17 protein-coding genes are annotated in these 18,615 nt (G+C 61.9%); 12 read left to right on the top strand and 5 right to left on the bottom strand.

Annotated features, from left to right (window positions below):
* Positions 1–5: 5 nt before the first annotated feature.
* The 3 genes from HK107_RS12060 (at position 6) to HK107_RS12070 (ending at position 2,190) form a co-directional block, all read left to right on the top strand.
* A complete protein-coding gene (locus HK107_RS12060) occupies positions 6–422 on the top strand; it encodes an ion channel (RefSeq protein ID WP_173200109.1) in 417 nt (138 codons plus the stop codon).
* A gap of 54 nt (positions 423–476) precedes the next feature.
* A complete protein-coding gene (locus HK107_RS12065) occupies positions 477–1,838 on the top strand; it encodes an MBL fold metallo-hydrolase (RefSeq protein ID WP_173200111.1) in 1,362 nt (453 codons plus the stop codon).
* 97 nt (positions 1,839–1,935) lie between these two features.
* Positions 1,936–2,190 (top strand): hypothetical protein, encoded by a 255-nt coding sequence (locus HK107_RS12070; RefSeq protein ID WP_173200114.1) that lies wholly within the window; start codon positions 1,936–1,938, stop codon positions 2,188–2,190.
* 18 nt (positions 2,191–2,208) lie between these two features.
* Here HK107_RS12070 and HK107_RS12075 read toward each other — a convergent pair whose 3' ends face one another.
* From HK107_RS12075 to HK107_RS12085, 3 genes are read right to left on the bottom strand one after another with little or no spacing between them, the layout of a single operon-like run.
* A complete protein-coding gene (locus HK107_RS12075; protein WP_173200116.1) occupies positions 2,209–3,486 on the bottom strand; it encodes a hypothetical protein in 1,278 nt (425 codons plus the stop codon).
* Positions 3,487–3,505: 19 nt separating this feature from the next.
* Complete coding sequence (locus HK107_RS16005) at positions 3,506–4,333, bottom strand: CopD family protein (RefSeq protein WP_173200118.1); 828 nt, start codon at positions 4,331–4,333, stop codon at positions 3,506–3,508.
* A 2-nt stretch (positions 4,334–4,335) separates the two neighbouring features.
* The gene (locus HK107_RS12085) at positions 4,336–4,656 is read right to left on the bottom strand and encodes a copper resistance CopC family protein (RefSeq protein WP_173200120.1); all 321 of its coding nucleotides are present in this window, start codon (positions 4,654–4,656) and stop codon (positions 4,336–4,338) included.
* Positions 4,657–4,823: 167 nt separating this feature from the next.
* Between HK107_RS12085 and HK107_RS12090 the strand changes: the two genes are divergently transcribed.
* Positions 4,824–6,197, top strand: a complete 1,374-nt coding sequence (locus HK107_RS12090) for a DUF3703 domain-containing protein (RefSeq protein ID WP_173200122.1) — start codon at positions 4,824–4,826, stop codon at positions 6,195–6,197.
* Here the strand turns inward: HK107_RS12090 and HK107_RS12095 are convergent.
* Together HK107_RS12095 and HK107_RS12100 are read right to left on the bottom strand one after the other, a co-directional pair.
* Positions 6,148–6,864 (bottom strand): helix-turn-helix domain-containing protein, encoded by a 717-nt coding sequence (locus tag HK107_RS12095; protein WP_173200124.1) that lies wholly within the window; start codon positions 6,862–6,864, stop codon positions 6,148–6,150. The genes HK107_RS12090 and HK107_RS12095 overlap by 50 nt on opposite strands.
* Positions 6,865–6,927: 63 nt before the next feature.
* Positions 6,928–7,158, bottom strand: a complete 231-nt coding sequence (locus tag HK107_RS12100) for a hypothetical protein (protein ID WP_173200126.1) — start codon at positions 7,156–7,158, stop codon at positions 6,928–6,930.
* 215 nt (positions 7,159–7,373) lie between these two features.
* On the opposite strand from HK107_RS12100, the gene HK107_RS12105 reads away from it, so the two are divergent.
* The 8 genes from HK107_RS12105 to HK107_RS12140 all read left to right on the top strand — a co-directional run bounded on the left by HK107_RS12105 (position 7,374) and on the right by HK107_RS12140 (position 18,492).
* On the top strand, positions 7,374–8,711 hold the full coding sequence (locus tag HK107_RS12105) for a TolC family protein (RefSeq protein WP_173200128.1): 1,338 nt from the start codon (positions 7,374–7,376) through the stop codon (positions 8,709–8,711).
* On the top strand, positions 8,708–9,901 hold the full coding sequence (locus HK107_RS12110; RefSeq protein WP_173200130.1) for an efflux RND transporter periplasmic adaptor subunit: 1,194 nt from the start codon (positions 8,708–8,710) through the stop codon (positions 9,899–9,901). Before HK107_RS12105 ends, HK107_RS12110 begins: the two co-directional genes overlap by 4 nt.
* A gap of 39 nt (positions 9,902–9,940) precedes the next feature.
* Positions 9,941–13,063, top strand: coding sequence for an efflux RND transporter permease subunit (locus tag HK107_RS12115; protein WP_173200132.1), 3,123 nt, complete (start codon positions 9,941–9,943; stop codon positions 13,061–13,063).
* 10 nt (positions 13,064–13,073) lie between these two features.
* Positions 13,074–13,970 carry a cation diffusion facilitator family transporter gene (locus tag HK107_RS12120; RefSeq protein ID WP_173200134.1) on the top strand — a complete coding sequence of 299 codons (897 nt, stop codon included), beginning with the start codon at positions 13,074–13,076 and terminating at the stop codon, positions 13,968–13,970.
* Positions 13,971–14,055: 85 nt separating this feature from the next.
* Entirely contained in the window at positions 14,056–14,787 is a 732-nt protein-coding gene (locus HK107_RS12125; protein ID WP_198912402.1) for a cation transporter, read from the top strand.
* Between the two features lie 557 nt (positions 14,788–15,344).
* A complete protein-coding gene (locus HK107_RS12130) occupies positions 15,345–16,331 on the top strand; it encodes an ArdC family protein (RefSeq protein WP_173200136.1) in 987 nt (328 codons plus the stop codon).
* A complete protein-coding gene (locus HK107_RS12135; RefSeq protein WP_173200138.1) occupies positions 16,328–16,570 on the top strand; it encodes a hypothetical protein in 243 nt (80 codons plus the stop codon). Before HK107_RS12130 ends, HK107_RS12135 begins: the two co-directional genes overlap by 4 nt.
* Before the next feature lie 104 nt (positions 16,571–16,674).
* Positions 16,675–18,492 (top strand): ParB/RepB/Spo0J family partition protein, encoded by a 1,818-nt coding sequence (locus HK107_RS12140; protein WP_173200140.1) that lies wholly within the window; start codon positions 16,675–16,677, stop codon positions 18,490–18,492.
* Positions 18,493–18,615 lie beyond the last annotated feature (123 nt).

Raw genomic sequence — 18,615 nt, forward strand, 5'->3', positions numbered from 1 at the left:
TGGAAATGATCCTAGCTGTCTTGCTCGCCAGCACGATCTTCGTGACGACGCTGACCCTACACTGGGCGATCATGAAGCGGATCTCGATCGATCGATCACGTCTCACCGCCCCGATCTTTGCCGGAATATGCCTCATCCTCCTGACCATGCATTTCCTCGAGGTCGGCCTCTACGCGTTGGGGTTCGAACTCGGGCGAGCGTTGGAACTCGGTGACTTCAGAAAGCCGCCTTCGGCGGATTTCATGGATGTCTATTTCTTCGCTCTGGCCACCTTCACCACGCTGGGCCTTGGAAAGGTGATGCCTACGGAACACCTTGCTTTCATCGCGGGTGTTTCCTCCTTTAACGGATTTCTTTGCATCTCCATGTCGGCATCATTTCTCTTCAAGCTCACACCCGAAGTGACCGACCAATCAGAATAGATTTTTTCCGGGCAGGCTGACCGACTTTCCACCGAAAAGCAGAAAGGACAGATCATGATCCTCAAGACGATAAAAACCGATGGCCTTGCGCACCTCTCTTACTTCCTCGGTGACGGGAACGAAGCCGCTGTCATCGATCCGCGCCGGGACATCGAGATCTATATCGAAGAAGCGCGGAAGCGCGGCATGCGGATCACCCATATTTTCGAGACACACCGGAACGAGGACCTCGTCTCCGGCGCGCCGATCTTGGCTGAGGCGACGGGCGCCAATGTTCATCATGGGCCGAACCCTGCTGGCGTTGTGAGCTATGCCGAAACCACGCGCGAGGGCGACCGGTTCGAAATCGGTTCCGCCACGATCGAAGTTCTAGAAACCCCGGGGCATACGGATGACAGCCTGTCCTTCGTCCTCTACGATCAGTCCTTCGACGATGGTCCTGTCGGCGTTTTCACCGGCGATGCCCTCTTCGTCGGCGATGTCGGCCGCACGGATTTCTATCCGGATCGAGCAAGAGAGGTGGCTGGCCTCCTTTACGATAGCCTTCAGAAGCTGGTCGGGCTTGGCGACCAGGCGCTTCTCTATCCCGCCCACGGCGCAGGCTCCGTATGCGGATCAGGTATGGCTGATCGTGAGTTCTCCAGCATCGGACATGAGCGCCGCAACAATCCGCGCCTCCAATTCGATGACCGCGAGGCTTTCATCGAGGCCAAGCTTGCCGAGGAACACCCCACGCCGCCCTACTTCTCGCTGATGGAGAAGCTGAATCTCGAAGGCGCCTCAGCCATGCGCCGGTACCTTCTTCCCGATCCGGTCTCGCCCGGAGCTTTGCAGGAAAACGGCAAGACCCAGCTCGTTGATATCCGGGGGATCGCCGATTTCCTCGGCGCCCATGCGCCTGGATCCTTCTGTATCCCCGACGATATGCTCGCAGCTTTCGCTGGCTGGCTGCTCGATCCAGGAGGAGAAGTTCTTCTGATATCGCGCAACGCTCAGCAGGCGGAAGCGGCCGTACGGACACTTGGCAGGATCGGCTTTGACCATGTGACCGGATTTCTTCCCGGCATCATGCCTGTCGCCGCTTCGGGCAACCCCTTCCGAAGCGTCGGAGTCGTCGACACGCAGACAGTCAAAAGCCGTCTCGGTTCGGACGGCTGGACACTCCTCGACGTGCGCTCCGCCGAAGAATTCGATGCTGGCCACATTGAAGGAGCGCAAAACGTCTATCTCGGCCATCTGGCTGATCGGATTGGCGACGTACCTTCGGAAGGCAACGTCACCGTCATGTGCGGAAGCGGCGCTCGGGCCACCATTGCGGCATCGGTTCTGTTAAAACACGGACGCAGCGATATCGACGTTTTCCTCGGCTCGACGAAGGCCTGGCTCGCGGCAGATCACCCGGTCGTCAAGCCCTGAGCGGCGCAGCGCGCGGCAACCGAGCCGATCTGTTGCCGGATACCCCATAAGGGTATAGAATGAATGTAGATTGAAATGGAATAAGGAGGCTCCGCCCATGCGTCTGATACCACTCGGTCACGCCCTGAGCCTGTTTCTGGCTTTCAGTTTCGTGGTCTGCATCCTGTGGGGGCTTATGACGCCCCCGTCGCTCCACATGCACCCTGCTTGGGAAGCACTCCTGCCAGGTTTTGAGTTCCTGACCTTGCCGGGCTTCGCCATCGGTCTCGTCGAGAGTTACCTCTATGGCTGGTACATCGCCCTGATCGTTGTACCTCTTTACAGGCTCTTCGATCGTCCATCAGCACGGTGATTGTTACCTGACCGGCGGTCAGGAAGGCACCACAAAGACAGCTCCGAGCCCGCCTCCGGGGGTTCGGAGGTTTGTCGTCTGACCTTGATAAATGCGGGCAGCAACCAGTTCGGTTCTCCCCGCGTAGCGAAACAGGCGGATGTCGAACTTCAAAGCGTCGATATTCTCTGCGCCAGCCAGTGCGCGCATCGGCGGGTCCACGCGCTTTTGCGCCACATACCCCCCAGCAATGATGTCCTGCCAGACGCGCTTGGTGAGCTTGTCGCCGCGATAGACAGCGCGGCTACCGAAGCCCGCATAGGGCTTGAAAAAGTACCGCTTCCTCTCAGCCCAGAGATGCTCGGCGCTGTCACCCGTCACGAGCACCGTTTCCGGGAGCTTTTCGAGCGTCCCTGTGACATCGCTCGGCAAGCCCGATGATGCCTGCCAGCCAGGGTCCGTCCAAGTCACAAGGTTTCTTTTATCCGCATAAAGAGCATGATGAAGAGGCGCGGGGCTCACCACCGCTGCGCCCTGCTGCAGGGCATCGCTGAGCACGCGATTTTCTGGATCCTCCAGCAGAAAGTCGCAGCTCCGGTTATAGACCAGGTCGATCTCCTTGCCCTCGGCCCATAAAGACCCGCCTTGCAGCGCCAGGACCCGTGGGTCGCAGATCACCGCTTCGACCCCCTGAAGCTCGAGTTCCTCCGCGGCGAGTAGCATGTCCGGGTAGAGAAACTGCTCCGTTGGCTGCTCATCGACGATCGCGACCCGTCTCAGGGGGTGTTCAGGCCTGACCAGAGCGAACTCTTTTTTCAGGGTGCGAACGATACCGCCACCGACAGGGTAGATCGTGCCGAACGGCACTTCCCTACAGCTCTCTTCCGTCGTGCTGACGGCTCTCTCGAGGCGCTCGACGAGAAAGGCACCCCCGGCGTTCGTGTTGACCTCGATAAGTTTCGGACCCTCCGGCGAGAGATGGAAATCAAACCCGAGGAACAACCCCCTCGTGTCGAACGGCGCGGTCGGTGGGTTTGTTCGCTCCGCCACAAGGCGGCGGAAAGACGGCGAGGCTGCCGCTGCTTCAATGGCTGACGCCTGCACCTCCATATCCCTGAGCTGAACTTCGTCGATGAAAACCGCCGTTGCTGCGAAGAGGTGCGGCCGGCTTTCGAAGAGGTGGCCTAGTTTGGCCTGTGCTTGCCCAGCGATGGTCTGCGCGATGCCCTTGGGGTCGATCGCGAGACACCGGCAATAGGCATTCAGCGCAACGATATCGTCATTGCAGGTCGTTTTGCAGTCCATAACGTCCTTCACGAATGCTCCTCCCCAGAGGCTACCGATCAGGACCCGTCATCGTGGTCGCAAGGGACACGACAACAAGAACGAGCCCGAACAGAACCGCCTCTGAAGCCAACACGCGCCGGAGCAGCTTCGTCCCCGCTTCGGGGGCGGCAAGGATCCGTTCGGTGACGACCCTCTTGTTGTAGGCCCCTAGCCCAAGCGCACCGACCGCCAGGAAAAGCTTGAGCAATAGAAGCTGGCCATATCCCGTCGCGAAGACCGCTTCGAGGCCACCCGCAAGTCTCAGAAGCAGGCCGAGCCCGAGCAGAAATGCGGCGGGCACGGCCCAGACAGCGATCGCACTGAACCGAACGAGCCTCGCAGACAGATCGCCAGGCGGCGCCCCCGCCCTCGGGAACAGCGTCCATGGCGCGGCAATCCAGAACGCGGCGAGTCCCACGTGAATGATGACCATCAGAGGACTGAGGAACGGATCGTCGATCCCTTGCGTGTGACCACCAAGGCCGAAACCGATGACGAGGACTGCTGCGGAGCCTAGGGTAAGCTGCGGAAATGAGAAGAAACGGGTCAGGACGAGCCCGCACCCTCCAATAAGAAAGACGAGGATCTGCGCCCGGCCCGCCTGCCAGATGAACGGTGCCATCGACCAGTCGACAGGCTCGCCCAACCCACCACTGAGCTGAACAGTCATCAGCACGAACCGCAGCAGCACGGCGGTCAGGACCATCACGCCGAGCGGCACCAAGGGCTTCGTGTTGTGCGCGATGCCGAGCTGGCGGTGCAGAGCGATGCCCGCCGCCAGGAGGATTGTGCCGTAGAGCGAGGTTTTTGTCAGAACAAGGAGCGCGCAGAGCGCCACCTTCAGCCCTCGAGTTCGAAGCTGATCCTGCCCAGCATCACATGGCCGTCCTTCGCCATGGCGCGCCACTCGATCACGTAAGAACCAGGCTCGAGATCGGGGAGGTCAGCCTCGTAGTCGGCTGCGAAACCGCCGTCAGGCGAGAACGCGAGATCTTCATCATCGAGACCGACTCCTGAGATCGTCAGCCCGACCAGACGGACATCGCCACCGAACGAAAACGAAAAACCGGACGGGGCTTCGCTGAGGCTCGCACCGTCTTCGATGCTGGATTCCTCGACCGTGACATGCGCCAGGGCTTGGCCGGACAGAATCAGGGTCACGCAAAGAGCGACGGCCGAAAAGGTTTTGAGATACGCCAAGGTTGGACCTCCAGAAAGACGCTCTGCCTATACCCTACCAAGGTATGAGACAAGCCGGTCGTCATGATCGTTTCGTTCAAGACAGTGAGCGACGACCATGGTGCATTGGGCTCTTCGGAGGACGACCCATGCGTAAGTTCAAGAAAGACGCCTTCAGGCGGGAGATGGCTGCAGGTCGAGCCGCGTTCGGCAGCGGTGATCTCGATCGGTCATTCCATCATTTCGAGCGGGCACACATTCTCGGCCAACGATGGCTCCTCACACACCTGTCGTCTCATTGGTGGATGCTCCGTGTTGCCCTCAAGCGGAGGGACGGACGCGAGATACGTGGCCAGCTCAGCCGAATGATGGCGGTGTTCCCCGGCTATGCCTTCGGTTGGGTTCCCAAGGGGAACACCGGCGGAGCCAACGTACACCCGTTGAAGCCCATGGCGATCCCGGACGACCTCAAGTCCGATCTGGGGCGGTACAGCGTGACGCTCGACGTGCTTGGACGCCTCCCTTTTTTGGCGTTGGTCGCTCTTGTTGCTTTCGCTACGTACACAGAGTGGAACCACCGCCAACAGTCTGAAGTCATCGAGAACGACTGGCAGAACCGTTCGTTAGAAAGCGTACGGGACTTTGGTTCGGTTGAAAGCTTGGAAATCCTGCCCTTGGTTGGCTGGCTGACAGACGACGACGAACTGATGACCGAAGCCGGCGTCTCTCTCCTGATCAAAGCGGATGACACGACCATTCTCTACGACTTCGGACTTAACGCAGAAGGCGGAAGCCCCTCTCCCCTCGAAGCCAACATGCGGTCTTTGGGTGTAGAGCCGTCAGAGATCGATGCCATCTTCATCAGCCACCGGCACCGCGATCACGTGGGAGGTAAGAGATGGGCGGACGCTGGTTCCTTCTCCTTCGGAAAGGTGCAACAGGACCTAACCGGTGTCACCGCATGGGTTCCTACCGAGCTTTCCCACCCCACCGCTAGCGTCGACCTGGTCAGTGGTCCTCGCAAACTGGCACCCGGGATTGCGAGCACGGGACCGATCGCCAGACAGCTCTTCATTGGGCCCGTCGAGGAACAGGCGCTCGTGATCAACGTCGAGGGGCGGGGTCTCGTGACGATCGTTGGCTGCGGACATCAGACCGTCCCCAAGCTCCTGACGCTGATCGACGAAGTCTTCGATGAACCTCTTTACGGTGTCGTCGGCGATCTCCACTTTCCGGTACCTGAGGGGCGTCTCAGGATGATGGGTATCGACGTTCAGAGGCGCCTTGCGTCAGGCAGAGGCTCTCTCGCGCCGATCGATCGTCAAGACTTCCTGCAGCAGGCTGATCGTCTTTCAGCACGTCTGAAGATGGCGGCCCTTGGTGGCCATGACACGAGCGATGAAGCGCTCGGCACGTTCGAGGCGCTCATGGGTGCCCGCTTTGAACGGCTTCAAGTGGGCCGTCCCGTCATCCTTACCGCTCCTGATCAGGGCGCAGCGGCTTCGCCGCCTCCCCAGGAGTGAGTCCGATGACTTGTTTGAACGCTCGCGTCAGATGCGCCTGGTCAGAAAAACCGGCATCGATCGCGGCTTCCGATAGCGAAGCGCCGCCAGCGATGGCTTCGGCTGCCTTTACGACCTTCTTCAGCATACCAATCTTTGATATGGGGGATCCGAGTTCTTGACGCGCAAGCGATCTCAACCTCACCTCGGACAGCCCGACAGCTGCGGATATGACTTCCAGACCTCCTGGATTGTGGTCGAGAAGAGAGAGAGCCGTCGACAGGCGCGCGTCAAGGTTGTCTTTACCCTCATCGGAGAACAGGCCGTCAAAGAGGCTCGCGAGCTCACAGGGCCTCGTCAGGCAGGCGATGAGGTCATTGCTCAGTGGCTCGATAGCCGATCGGTCAACACCGTCCAGCAGCATTACCGCAGCGGAATGGTCGGGCTCGACCAAGACCAAGGTGAGCTGTCCCGAAGGCAGAAGACGATGCCGCAGACCCGGCGGTATCAGCCACCCCTGACCAGCAATGGTACGCCCGTCGGGAGCCTCCATTACCACCTCATGCTTCGACGCGGCCACCAATTGGATGGCGGCATGGGCATGGGGCTTGTTGTCCGCGGCCATACCCCGAAAAGCGAACCAGCCGCCGCCAAAAAAAGCGTCCCCCTGCCAGCCGATCATTGTCATTTCTCTCCGGTTTCCGCGAAGCGCCAAGAAGTCGGTCTCTTGGCGAAGGGTTCTCCCTTAACTTTACATTGGCGCATCTGCCCATATGTAGAACTGATGCACTCGGCTCGCGGAAATCGCGCGTTTTTCATCGCTCTCTTCGCGGTCCTCTGGTTCGCAGGCGGCGTCGCATCCAACACCCATGCGACCTTCGAAGCACTTGCTCACTCGGGCGATGAGCTGCACGCGCCGAGCGGAAGCCTCGACAAACTCGCAGCCGAAGCTTCCGGTGACGAGAATGCCGAACACGACCATCCGGACGGCACGGTCTGCGGCCCCTGTCACGCTCACGCGTTGAAGAGCAGTGCGGTCTCGGCACCTCATGCTAAGAGCGCAGCGTTACTCGTGAGGCCCTCTCGCTGGCAAATGCCCGTTCTGGACCTTCAAGACGGCTTGTTCCGACCTCCTCGCGACTGACCCGACGACGCGCCACGCGCGCGATCCACGGTCAGTTACGCGAAGGAACAATCATGAGTGTCTCTTACATAGGCGGAGCCGCTCTTGCGGCTTTCGCATTGGGTGCAGCGCTTCCGGCTGCCGCGCAAACATCATGCGCACCCCTCGAACGTACGGCCCCGCAGGAAATCGGTCGTTACCCTGCCTACACCCTCGATATGGTCATGGGCCTCGTCAAAAATGTCTCTCCCGAGGTGCGGGCGATGGCGTTTGAAGCCGTGGCCCGCAGCCACGAAGCTCGGCAGGCTGGTCTCTGGAGCAATCCAGTCTTGTCCTTCGAGGTCGAAGACTTCGGAGGCGGCCGGTTTGAAGGAGGCAGTCCCTTGGCTGGCTTCGATGCCGCCGAAACCACTCTCTCCATCGGACAAACCTTCCGTCTGGGGAACAAACGTCGCCTTGAGCGACTGGCAGCGTTGGCACGGACTGAGCTTGCCGAGGCCGATCGCGATGTCGTCCTGCGCCTCCTCCAGCAGGATGCAGCCCAACTTTTCTTCGAACTGGCGGCAAGCGAACAGGCGGCCAGGCTGGCCTCGGAGGCTGCTGTTCTGTCCCAGCAGCTGACGGGCGCTGTGGCAGCCAGGGTCGAGGCCGGGAAATCGCCTCGAACCGCCTTGGACCGCGCCCGCGCCGCGACCGCCGAAGCCCTCGCCCAGGCGCGCGCCGCGGAAGCAGAAACGGAACGCCTGCGCTTCACCCTTTCGTCTCTTTGGGGCGGTATGGAACCAGTCAGGATCGCCGGTGACGACCTGATGGGCGCGATCGATCTTCCGGCGCCTGCCACTCTAGCGGAGCGGATCGAGACGCACCCTGAGCATCGACGCGCGGAAGCGGGACGTGACGCTACGCTGGCGGAACGCCGAGCGGCCCGTGCGCAAGCCTTTCCCGACGTGACCACCACCTTAGGCGTGAGGCGTTTCGAGGCCGATGCCAGTGAAGCACTTGTTGCTGGCATCAGCCTGCCACTGCCTCTGTTCGATCGCAGCCAGGGTCGCGTTCGAGCCGCTTCCGCGCGGAACAAGGGAGCGGCCTATGAGGCCGATATCGTTCGTGCCCGGCTGGTTGCGGCAGCAGCGCGAGCGTCCAGCACCGCACGGATCCTCGATCAGCGCCGCGCCGTTCTGGTTGAAGACGCCTTGCCCGCAGCGCGCGCGGCCGCGGAAGCAGCAAGGATTGGCTACGAAGCCGGGAAATTCGACCTGACGACTGCCCTTGATGCTCAATCCGCGTTCCTGGCCGCACAGCGCTCAGCCGTCAGCTCCGCCTTGGCCACGCGAATCGCGGAAACCGAGTTGAAGGCGCTGGCCGCCCTTCCGCCCTTCTCGACAAGCTATTGTGCGGAGGACAGACGATGACCGACCTGAGGATTTTCTGTGCCCTGGGCGCCCTCGGCATTCTCGTGGCCTGCGGTCCGCAGGAAGAAGCCGCTAGCCCCGTCGAAAATGACCACGCTCATCAAGGCAACGAGCCGGTCGACGAGATTGAGATTGGTGCCGCGGCTGCACAGGCTGCAGGCATCGTGGTTTCGCGGGCCATGCGAACATCTATGGACGAGGTAACGGAACTGCCAGCAGAGGTCTCTTTTGCCGCAGACCGGATTGCCACCATCGTTCCTCGTGTCGGCGGCGTAGTCCGCTCACTGGAAGCGACCGAGGGAGACAGCGTGGAGCCAGGAGAGCTTCTCGCTATCCTCGATAGCGGCCGGCTGGCGAATCTCGTTTCGGCGTATCGAAGCGCCCTAGCCGCTGAACGTTTCGCACAAGGAGCATTTGAACGCGAACGTGGCCTCCTCGAAAAAGGCGTCACCTCAGTAGCAGAATTTGCTGCCGCCCAGCAGTCCGCCGCTATGGCCCGCGCCCAGCGCGAGGCTGCGGAAACAGCCCTTCATGCGGCAGGCGTCGATCATGACGAGATCAATGCCCAGATCAACGGCCCAGACGGCGCTGCCGGGCGTTACCGGATCGTTTCTCCGATCAAGGGGCGTGTCATCAATCGAAGCCTGTCCTTGGGACAGTCCGTTCAGGCGGGCGACGAAGGCGGCCAAGCGGCGTTCGTGGTGGCCGATGACACGATGGTCTGGGTCGATATTCAGGTGTTCGCGAAAGATCTCGGCAAAGTCCGCGAAGGACAGGTCGTTTCCATAAGGAACGATGCTGGTGAGGAACTCGCCAGCAGCGATGTTACCTTTGTGACACCTCAGCTCACGGAGGGTTCACGCACGGCGACAGCGCGCGTCGTCCTTGGCAATGAGGAGAAAAAGCTGCGGCCTGGCCAGTTTCTTTCGGCAACCATTGTCACAGGCGATGGAGAAGAGGTTCTCGCCGTACCAACGGCATCGCTGGTCACCGTCGAGGGACAGAACGTGGTTTTCGTTCCGACCGATCAGGGCTTCGCCCCGCGCCCCGTCGACATAGGCCGCACGTTCAACACCATGATCGAAGTTCAAGGCGGCCTTTCCGAGGGTGACCTCTTCGTTTCTCAAGGCGCGTTCACGCTGAAAGCGGAGCTCGAAAAGGACAGTTTTGGAGGCGATCATGACCATTAGACGCCGCACCAAGTCTGCACGAGCATCGAGGGCGTCGTCATGAGGAGTATCATCCATGGCATCGCGGGCGGTCAGCTCTTCGCGGCTCTGGCCGCCGCCGCAATCACCCTCGCCGGCATCTGGTCCTTCCGTACACTTCCCGTCGACGCATTCCCGGATGTCACCCCCTCCCTCGTTCAGGTGTTCACCGAGACGGAAGGCCTCGCGCCCGAGGAAGTCGAGCGCTATGTGACCTACCCGCTCGAGGCGTCCATGTCCGGCCTGCCCAAAGTCGAGGAAATCCGATCAGTCTCCAATTTCGGCCTTTCTGTTTTGAACATCTACTTCGAGGACGGAACGGATGTTTACTTCGCGCGACAGGTCGTCGGCGAGCGCCTGGCCGAAGCGCGGAACGCGATCCCCGAGGGGTTTGGCGAGCCGCAGATGGGCCCGATCAGCACCGGCCTCGGGATCATCCTCTACTACCAGCTCGTGGACGAGAGCGGTCAGCGCAGCCTGGTCGAGATGCGCGAGATCCAGGACTGGCTGATCAAGTATCAATTGCAATCCGTACCCGGCGTAACCGAGGTCCTTTCGCTGGGCGGATATGAGAAGCAGTACCAGGTTCGCATTCAGCCAGACGCTCTTCTGCGCTACGACCTGACCGTTGCCGACGTGGTATCGGCGCTCAACGCGGGAAACCGGACAGCCGGCGCGCAATATCTTGAGCTCGACTCCGAACAGTACGTCGTACGCGGTATAGGTCTCGCAGAGAACACCGCCGACCTCGGTGCAGCGGTTCTCAAGACGCTCGATGGAACACCGGTCCGGGTAGCGGACGTGGCTGAAATCGACATCGGCGGCGGGGTTCGCCAGGGGCTCGCCATCGCCGACGGCCAGGGCGAGGTTGTCGCAGGGCTTGTCCTCAAACTTTACGGCACGAACACCTCCGATGTCATCGGCCGGGCGAAGAAGCGTTTCGACGAGATCAACAGGACGCTCCCCGATGGTGTGCAGGCCGTTGCCTATTACGACCAGGCGACGCTCGTGAAGGCCGCGTCATCCACGGTGACCACCGCCCTCTGGCAGGGGGCACTGCTTGTCGCTGTCCTGATCTTCGCTTTCCTCGGCGGCTGGCGGCCGAGCTTGGTGGTGGTGCTGTCGATCCCCTTCTCAGTTGGCTTCGCCTTCCTGGGCATGAAGTTTCTCGGGGTCTCGGCGAACCTGATGTCGCTTGGCGGCGTGGCCATCGCTATTGGCATGATGGTCGATGGGGCAATCGTCATCGCCGAGAATGTCGATCGCTTGATGCGGGAACGACCTGAACAAGAGCGCCGCAGCGCCGTCGCGGAGGCCGTCACGGAAGTGCTCGGCCCGCTCCTGGCGGCCGTTGCCGTCGTGATCGTCGTGTTCCTTCCCTTGTTTGCCCTTGAAGGGGTCGAGGGAAAGACCTTCCGTCCTTTGGCGGCTTCGGCGGCGCTCGCCATGACCGGTTCACTGATCTACGCCGGTCTGATCGCCCCGGCCATCGCCGGCTGGGTGATGCGGACACGCAAGGAGCGCGTTGGCGAAATGGGCGGGTGGATCGGCCGTTTCATTCGTCCTTACGCTGCCTTTTTTGTCAGGCGGCGGTCGGCGGCCTTTGGCCTTGCCGGAGTGATGCTCCTCGCAGGGGCATTGGTGTTCCCGCGTCTTGGTTCGGAGTTCACGCCGACGCTCGAGGAAGGCGACATCCTCCTTCGAACCACTATGGCGCCATCTATCTCCCTGACCGAAGCCGAGGCGACGATGACGAGGGTCGAACAGCGCATCCTCGATAGCTTCCCAGAGGTCGAGCGCATCGTCACCAGGATCGGTCGGGGCGAGGTCGGCGCCCATGCCGACCCGACGAACAGCGGCGAGAGCTTTCTCGCACTGAAGCCGAGAAACGCGTGGCGGCCCCGCTTTTCTCCGGACGACCTGCGCGCAGCCCTGTCCGAGGAGCTGTCGGACTTCCCCGGCATCCTCGTCAATGTCAGTCAACCGATCGCCATGTCGGTGGATGAGCTCCTCACCGGCACGAAGGCTGAGCTGGCCGTCAAGATCTTCGGTCCAGATACGGACGAACTGATCGCGGCTGGCGGCCGACTGCAGACGATCCTCCAGGAGGTCCGAGGAGCATCAGACGTCCAGATGGACCAGGTGACCGGGGCACCGCAGCTTCAGATCGATCTCGATCGCCAAGCGCTCTCGCGCTTCGGGATCACCGTCGATCAGGCGCTCTCGACCGTCCGCACGGCGATCGGCGGCGAGGAGGCGGGCACGCTCTTCGAGGGCGTGCGGCAATTCCCTATCGTGGTTCGCTACACGGAAACGAGGCGCGACACGCCCGAAGCCGTCCGGCGTCTGGTGATCAAGGCGCCTGATGGGGCGCTGGTCCCTCTCGAGGCGGTGGCGGACGTGCGCCAGGTCGTGGGTCCGCGTCAGATCACGCGCGAGGACGGGCAACGCTTCATCACGGTTCAGGCCAATGTGCGGGGGCGCGACATCGGCTCCTTCGTCGAGGAGGCACAAGGTCTAACGGCAGATGGACTGGACCTCCCGCCCGGCTACCGCGTCGTTTGGGGCGGGCAGTTCGAGCTGCAGCAGCAGGCCAACAAACGCTTCGCCGTGGTGATCCCGATCACGCTCGGCATTGTGCTCCTTATCTTGCTCGTGACTTTCGGGCGGCTAAAACCGGCACTCCTGATCCTATCCAACATCCCGCTCGCCCTGGTCGGCGGAGTGATCGCACTGTGGGTCGCCGGGCTGCCGGTATCTGTTCCTGCCACGGTGGGATTCATAGCGCTCTTCGGGATCGCCCTCGGCAACGGCATGGTCCTGGTGAGCTACCTCGACCGCTTCGCGAGAGAGGGCCGCCCGCTCGACGCCCTGGCGGTGGACGGCGCGGTGTTGCGGGCACGCCCTGTCTTGATGACGGCTCTCACGACCGCCCTAGGCCTCGGACCGCTTCTCTTTGCAACGGGTGTCGGCGCGGAGGTTCAGCGCCCCTTGGCCACCGTCGTCGTCGGAGGGCTTGTGCCATCCACGGCCCTCACGCTGTTGGTGCTCCCGGCGCTTCATCGCTGGTTCGCTCCGGGGGCCGGCAGCCACGAGACCGACGAAAGCCCCAACCCGGCGGTGATCCGCCCCGAAGTGATCTGAGGAGACGGACATGGGACAAGGACATGATCACAGCGTCAGCGCCGCTGGCAACGAACGGAAGCTTGCTATTGCCGCCGCCCTGACCGGGGGGTTCATGCTCGCGGAAGTGGTCGGCGGGGTGGTGTCGGGGTCCCTCGCCCTCATCGCGGATGCCGGCCACATGCTGACTGACTTCGCCTCCCTTCTCCTCGCCCTTGGAGCGGTCATGCTGACCCGAAGACCGGCATCGTGGAAGCGGAGCTACGGCTATGATCGGTTTTCCGTTCTTGCAGCATTCGTCAATGGATTGTCCCTGTTCCTCATTGCAGGATGGATCCTCTACGAAGCCATCAAACGCTTCCAAGAACCGGTCGAGGTGCTCGGCGGCATGATGTTCTGGGTCGCACTTGGCGGGCTGCTCGTGAACATATTAGCCTTCTGGATCCTCACTCGCGGTGAAGATTCGAACCTGAATGTCCGGGCAGCCGCCCTCCACGTTCTCGGCGACCTCTTGGGATCGGTCGGGGCAATCCTCGCATCGATCATCATTATGCTGACGGGCTGGATGATGGCCGATCCTATTCTCTCGGTCCTGGTAACACTCCTTATCCTGCGGGCCGCGTGGAAAGTGGTGGGGGAGAGCGCGTCGATCCTTTTGGAGAGTGCTCCGGCAGGACTGGAAGCCGACAAGATCGAACGAGCAATCCTCGACGGCGTACCAGACGCCGCAGGCGTCAGGCACATTCATGCGTGGTCCATCACCGAAGAACGTCCCATGCTGACAATGGAAGTCGATGGCAAGCCCGGCGCAGACCCCAAATCGGTCCGATTGGCCGTGAAAAAGCTGCTGCACGACCGCTTCCACGTGGATCATGTGACCGCCGAGGTCGACATCATGGAAGCCGGCGCCCTGCCGGAACAGGCGTGAGGATGAACCGTCGGTGACTGCTGTCGCGAAGACTGCGTTTCACGTCCCCGGTATGGACTGCCCGTCCGAGGAACAGTCTATCCGTATGCGCATCGGTGACCTGCAGGAAGTCGAAGCGCTGAGGTTCGATCTGGCCGAACGCGTGGTGGAGGTCTGGCACAGGGGCGAACCCGACTCTGTCCGCGAAGCCCTGGGCGCCCTTGGCATGGGCCGCGTCGAACAACGAAGCACCACTACCGATGCCCCTCTGCCATCGGAAAACGACGATCACCAGAAACGCCCACTCCTCATCGCGTTGCTGATCAATGCACTGTTTTTCATGGGCGAGCTGACGGCCGGTTTAATCGCCAGTTCGATGGGGCTTATTGCCGACTCCCTCGATATGTTGGCGGATGCGTTCGTCTACGCACTCAGCCTGTTCGCGGTCGGGGGAACGGCGCTGCGCAAGAAGCGCCTGGCGCGTTGGAGCGGCTATCTTCAACTCAGCCTTGCTCTGTTCGGTCTTATCGAAGTTGTCCGGCGTTTCGTCATGGGAGACACGCTTCCCACGGTTGCGGTCATGGTTGGCGTCGCCGCACTGGCGCTCGTGGGCAATATCGTCACCCTTCTGGTGCTGCGGCGGGCGGGACGCGGCGAGGCCCATATCGAAGCGAGTTGGATCTTCACCTCCAACGACATCAAGGTGAACGCCTTGGTGATCGTGTCCGCCCTTCTGGTCTGGGCAACCAACTCCGGCATCCCTGACCTTCTGGCGGGTGCTCTGATCTTTATCGTTGTCGCCAACGGCGCCCGGAAGATACTCGCCCTATCGCGATAGCCTGGCACAAGAGGTCGGCTTCTGCTTGTTCCTAGGGGTCACCGAGTGACCTGCAATGATCATATTTCCTCTTTGAACTGATTGTTTTTTGAAAGCTTCAGGGTCTTTGATTATGTCTCGCGTGCCGTGGTTGGGGACCGCTTTCTTGCTCCATCCATGGGCGCGTCGCTGAGCGACCAGGCTCTAGGCGACCTTGTCGCCCGGAGCCCGGCTTTGCCGGTCTCCGCCAGCCGGTGACGATCCTTCGCGCAGACTCGAGCTGACGCTCGAGGTTTGGACGCGCGGGGTGCCGCGCGACTTGGGTTCGACCTTTCCCTTCGAGGCCGGGGACCCGGGTCGCTCGATCCGGATACCGGAGGCGGCCGGGCCGCAACCTGTTTCGGGACTGAAGCGTCTTGGGCTGTCCAATCTCTCCTACGAAACAGGTCAATCGTTTCTGTTCGTGCACGTTTCTTTCTGTCCAACTTGCAGCCCGTCTCCTCGCCTCCGGTTTCCGGCGCTCATCCGGTCCCCCGTCCTTTCGGGGGAAAGGATGTTGAGCGGAGAGGAGCGGAGATATGGCGCATCAAGAGGCAGACCTGCAGAAAAGCTGTGACCGGACGGATTCCAAGAAGCGCAAGAAAGCGCGCGGGAGCGCGCGCGCTGCGAAACCCAGCCGGGACCTTTATCAGGAGATCACGGACAAGATCGTTGCCGGACTTGAGGCAGGTACGGTCCCGTGGGTTCAGCCTTGGGGTAAGGTGGACGGAGCTCAAGCCTGTGGCCTTCCGCAAAACGGGGCGACAGGCCGCGCCTATTCAGGGATCAACATCCTCCTTCTATGGGGCGCAGCCTTCGAGCGGGGCTTTGGCACGGGCAGCTGGCTGACCTTCCGGCAGGCGCAGGAGCTTGGTGGCAGCGTTCGCAAGGGCGAGCGCGGGACAGGCATCGTCTATGCCGATCGGTTCACGCCCAAGGATCAGGGCGCAGGCGAAGCGAAGAGAGCCGGAGGCGAGGACGCCCGCGAAGTCTGGTTCCTGAAGCGCCACACGGTCTTCAATGCGGACCAGTGCGAAAGCCTGCCTGATGAACTGGCAGGGAGAGGCGCAGCGCTCCCCGAGCGGGAGCAAATCCCCCACGCCGAAGCCTTGATCGCAGCGACAGGCGCAGACTTCCGGATCGGCGGCGACCGCGCCTTCTATGTTCCCTCTCAGGACTTCATCCAAGTGCCGCCGCAACCGGCATTCCGGGAACAGATCAATTACTACCGCACCTGTTTCCATGAGCTTGGCCACTGGACAGGGCACGCCTCGCGGCTTGATCGCAACCTCACGACATCCTTCGGAACTAAGGACTATGCCCGCGAGGAGCTTGTGGCGGAAATGGCGAGCGCCTTTCTCTGCGCGTCCCTCGGTATCGTCCCCACCGTCAGGCACACGGATTATCTCGGCAGCTGGCTCAAGGTCCTGAAAGAGGACAAGCGCGCCATCTTGAAGGCCGCCAGCGCCGCGTCGAAAGCTGCCGACTATGTCCGCGCGTTCGAGGCGCAGGAGGCGGCAGCGTGACGGAGCCAGCGCGGACCCCCGTGGACCAAACCGAAGCCGGTGAGCAGCGCCTGATCACCGGCGTTGCTCCGGTGACCCTCAGACAAAAGCTAGAAGCGCTCGCCGGGTCACCGGGATCGGTTCGCCGCGGCCAGTACGTGCAGAAGCCCTGTGACCTCGGTCTCTTTGACGAGACCGCACGGGCGCAGACCGATCTTGTGGACCTTCTTCGACAGCGACCGGAGCCGTCCGAGGACTGACCGAATACCGGACGGCGTCCCCGCCTCCCCTAGGCGCGCATGCCCGCCGTGCGGTTTCTCTCCCCGGCATGCGCCCCGCTCATGATCATCACAGGAGAACCATCATGACCTTCACCACCCATCCACTCAAAGGCCTCGTCATCGCCGAGGAGAACGCTCGCGCGAGCGCAGAGCCCGATAACGGCATCGCCGCTTTAGCAGAGACGATCCTGCAGGAGGGGTTGCAGCAGCCGCTCTGCGGCTATCGCAAAGGCAAGACGCAGCTCGCAGTCTTTGACGGAAGACGGCGGCTTCTCGCCCTCAAGCGCCTTGCCGATGAAAACCGGCTTCCCGACGAGCTGAGAGAGGCCGTCCCGGTACGGATCAGCGACAAAGGACTGGCGAAGCAAGCCTCGCTGAGCGCGGGGCTCACTAACAAGAGCTTCCACCCGGCGGGGGAGTTCAGGCAGTTCGACCAGCTGATGAACGAGGGCAAGACCACCGAAGAGATCGCTGGCACCTACCATCTGGAGGTCCGCGACGTGGAGAAGCGGCTGAAGCTGGCGCGGCTTGCCCCTCCCCTCTTCGAGGCCTTCGCGCGGGACGATCTTCGTTTGGACCAAGCCCAGGCCTTTGCCTTGAGCGATGACCATGCCCGGCAGGTTGGCGTCTACCAAGCGTTGGGACCGGCAGCAGGAGCCCACGCGATCAGGCGCGCTCTGACCGAAGGCGAAGTGCCGTCCACAGATAAACGCGCGCGCTTCATTGGAGCCGAGGCCTATGAGAAGGTCGGAGGCAGGATCAGGCGAGACCTCTTCAAGGAGGAAGGCGATTTCTTCATCGATGCGGGGCTTCTGGACCGGATGGCGCTGCGGCGGCTGGAAGAGATCGCCGTCTCTTTGCGCGAAGAAGGCTGGTCATGGACCAAGGTCGGGATCGAGGCCGATAACGAGCTTTACCAGAGCCATGGCAGAGCCCAGCCAGAGGACCGTCCGTTCACCGATGAGGAGCAGTCCCGATGGGACAGCCTGCAGGAAGAGTTGGCCAAGCTCACCGAGGACGAGGACGCCTCCGAGATGTCCGACGAAGAATGGGAGCGCTGTCAGGAGATAGAAGCGGCCTTGGACGAACTCCGGGAAGCAGCGAAGGTCTATCCTGATGAGGTCAAGGCAACGGGCGGCGTGATGATCTTCCTGAAACGCGACGGCACGCCGGACATCGTCAAGGGCCTTGTGCCGCACAAAGCGGTGAAAGCTCCGGAGGGAGACACGAAAGACAAGCCAGCGATCCCGCATTCGGTCCACCGGCTTTTGACCGAATGGGCGACACAGGGTCTCGCGCGGGATGTGGTCAGGCAGCCGGACCTCGCCGACGCGGTCCTCACAGCCAGCCTCCTTCATGCCGCCTTCGGCCACCGCCCCACTTCCGGGGTCATGCTGCGCTTGGATGGCCTCAGCCCTAAGCCTGAGAACACCCTGCCGGTGGATCATAGCCACGCCCAGATGGAGGAGGACGCAGCAGCCTTCGTCATGCCGAGTTTCGCAGTGACGCTGACCAACATCGTCAGTCTGCCCCCTGCCCGTCAGTCCCAGCTCCGGGCCATTGCCTTGGCGCGAAGCTTCGACTTCAGCGAGATGCGGAGCGACATGAAAAACGACATCGCGCGGGAGACGGGTGCAGCCCTTGCGGAGCGCCTTGGCTCCGATCCGCGCGACCATCTTCCGCTGGATGCTGACTATTTCGCGAAGCTCCCGAAGAAAGCGATCGTCACAGCGCTCAGGGAGATGGGCAGCACCGAGGCAGGGCTCGAGACCGGCAAGAAGGGCGATCTTGTTCCCATGGCGGCACGGCGCGCGAAGCAGAGCGGATGGCTCCCGGAAGCGGTCCGGTTCCTTGACGCGGCTGAGAAGCAGGAAGCCGAGAAGGTGGACGAGGCCGCTTGAGGCCTCAGGCTTTGACGCGGGGCGGAGGGTCCGTTCTTCGTCCCACCCGCGATGCTTAGACATGCGGTATCGTGCGGCTCCCAGTAGTCGGAACGCGGACTGATCAGTTCACGGGGTATGCCC

Origin of the sequence: Parvularcula mediterranea (genome assembly GCF_013085255.1) — a bacterium.
Classification (GTDB): domain Bacteria; phylum Pseudomonadota; class Alphaproteobacteria; order Caulobacterales; family Parvularculaceae; genus Parvularcula; species Parvularcula mediterranea.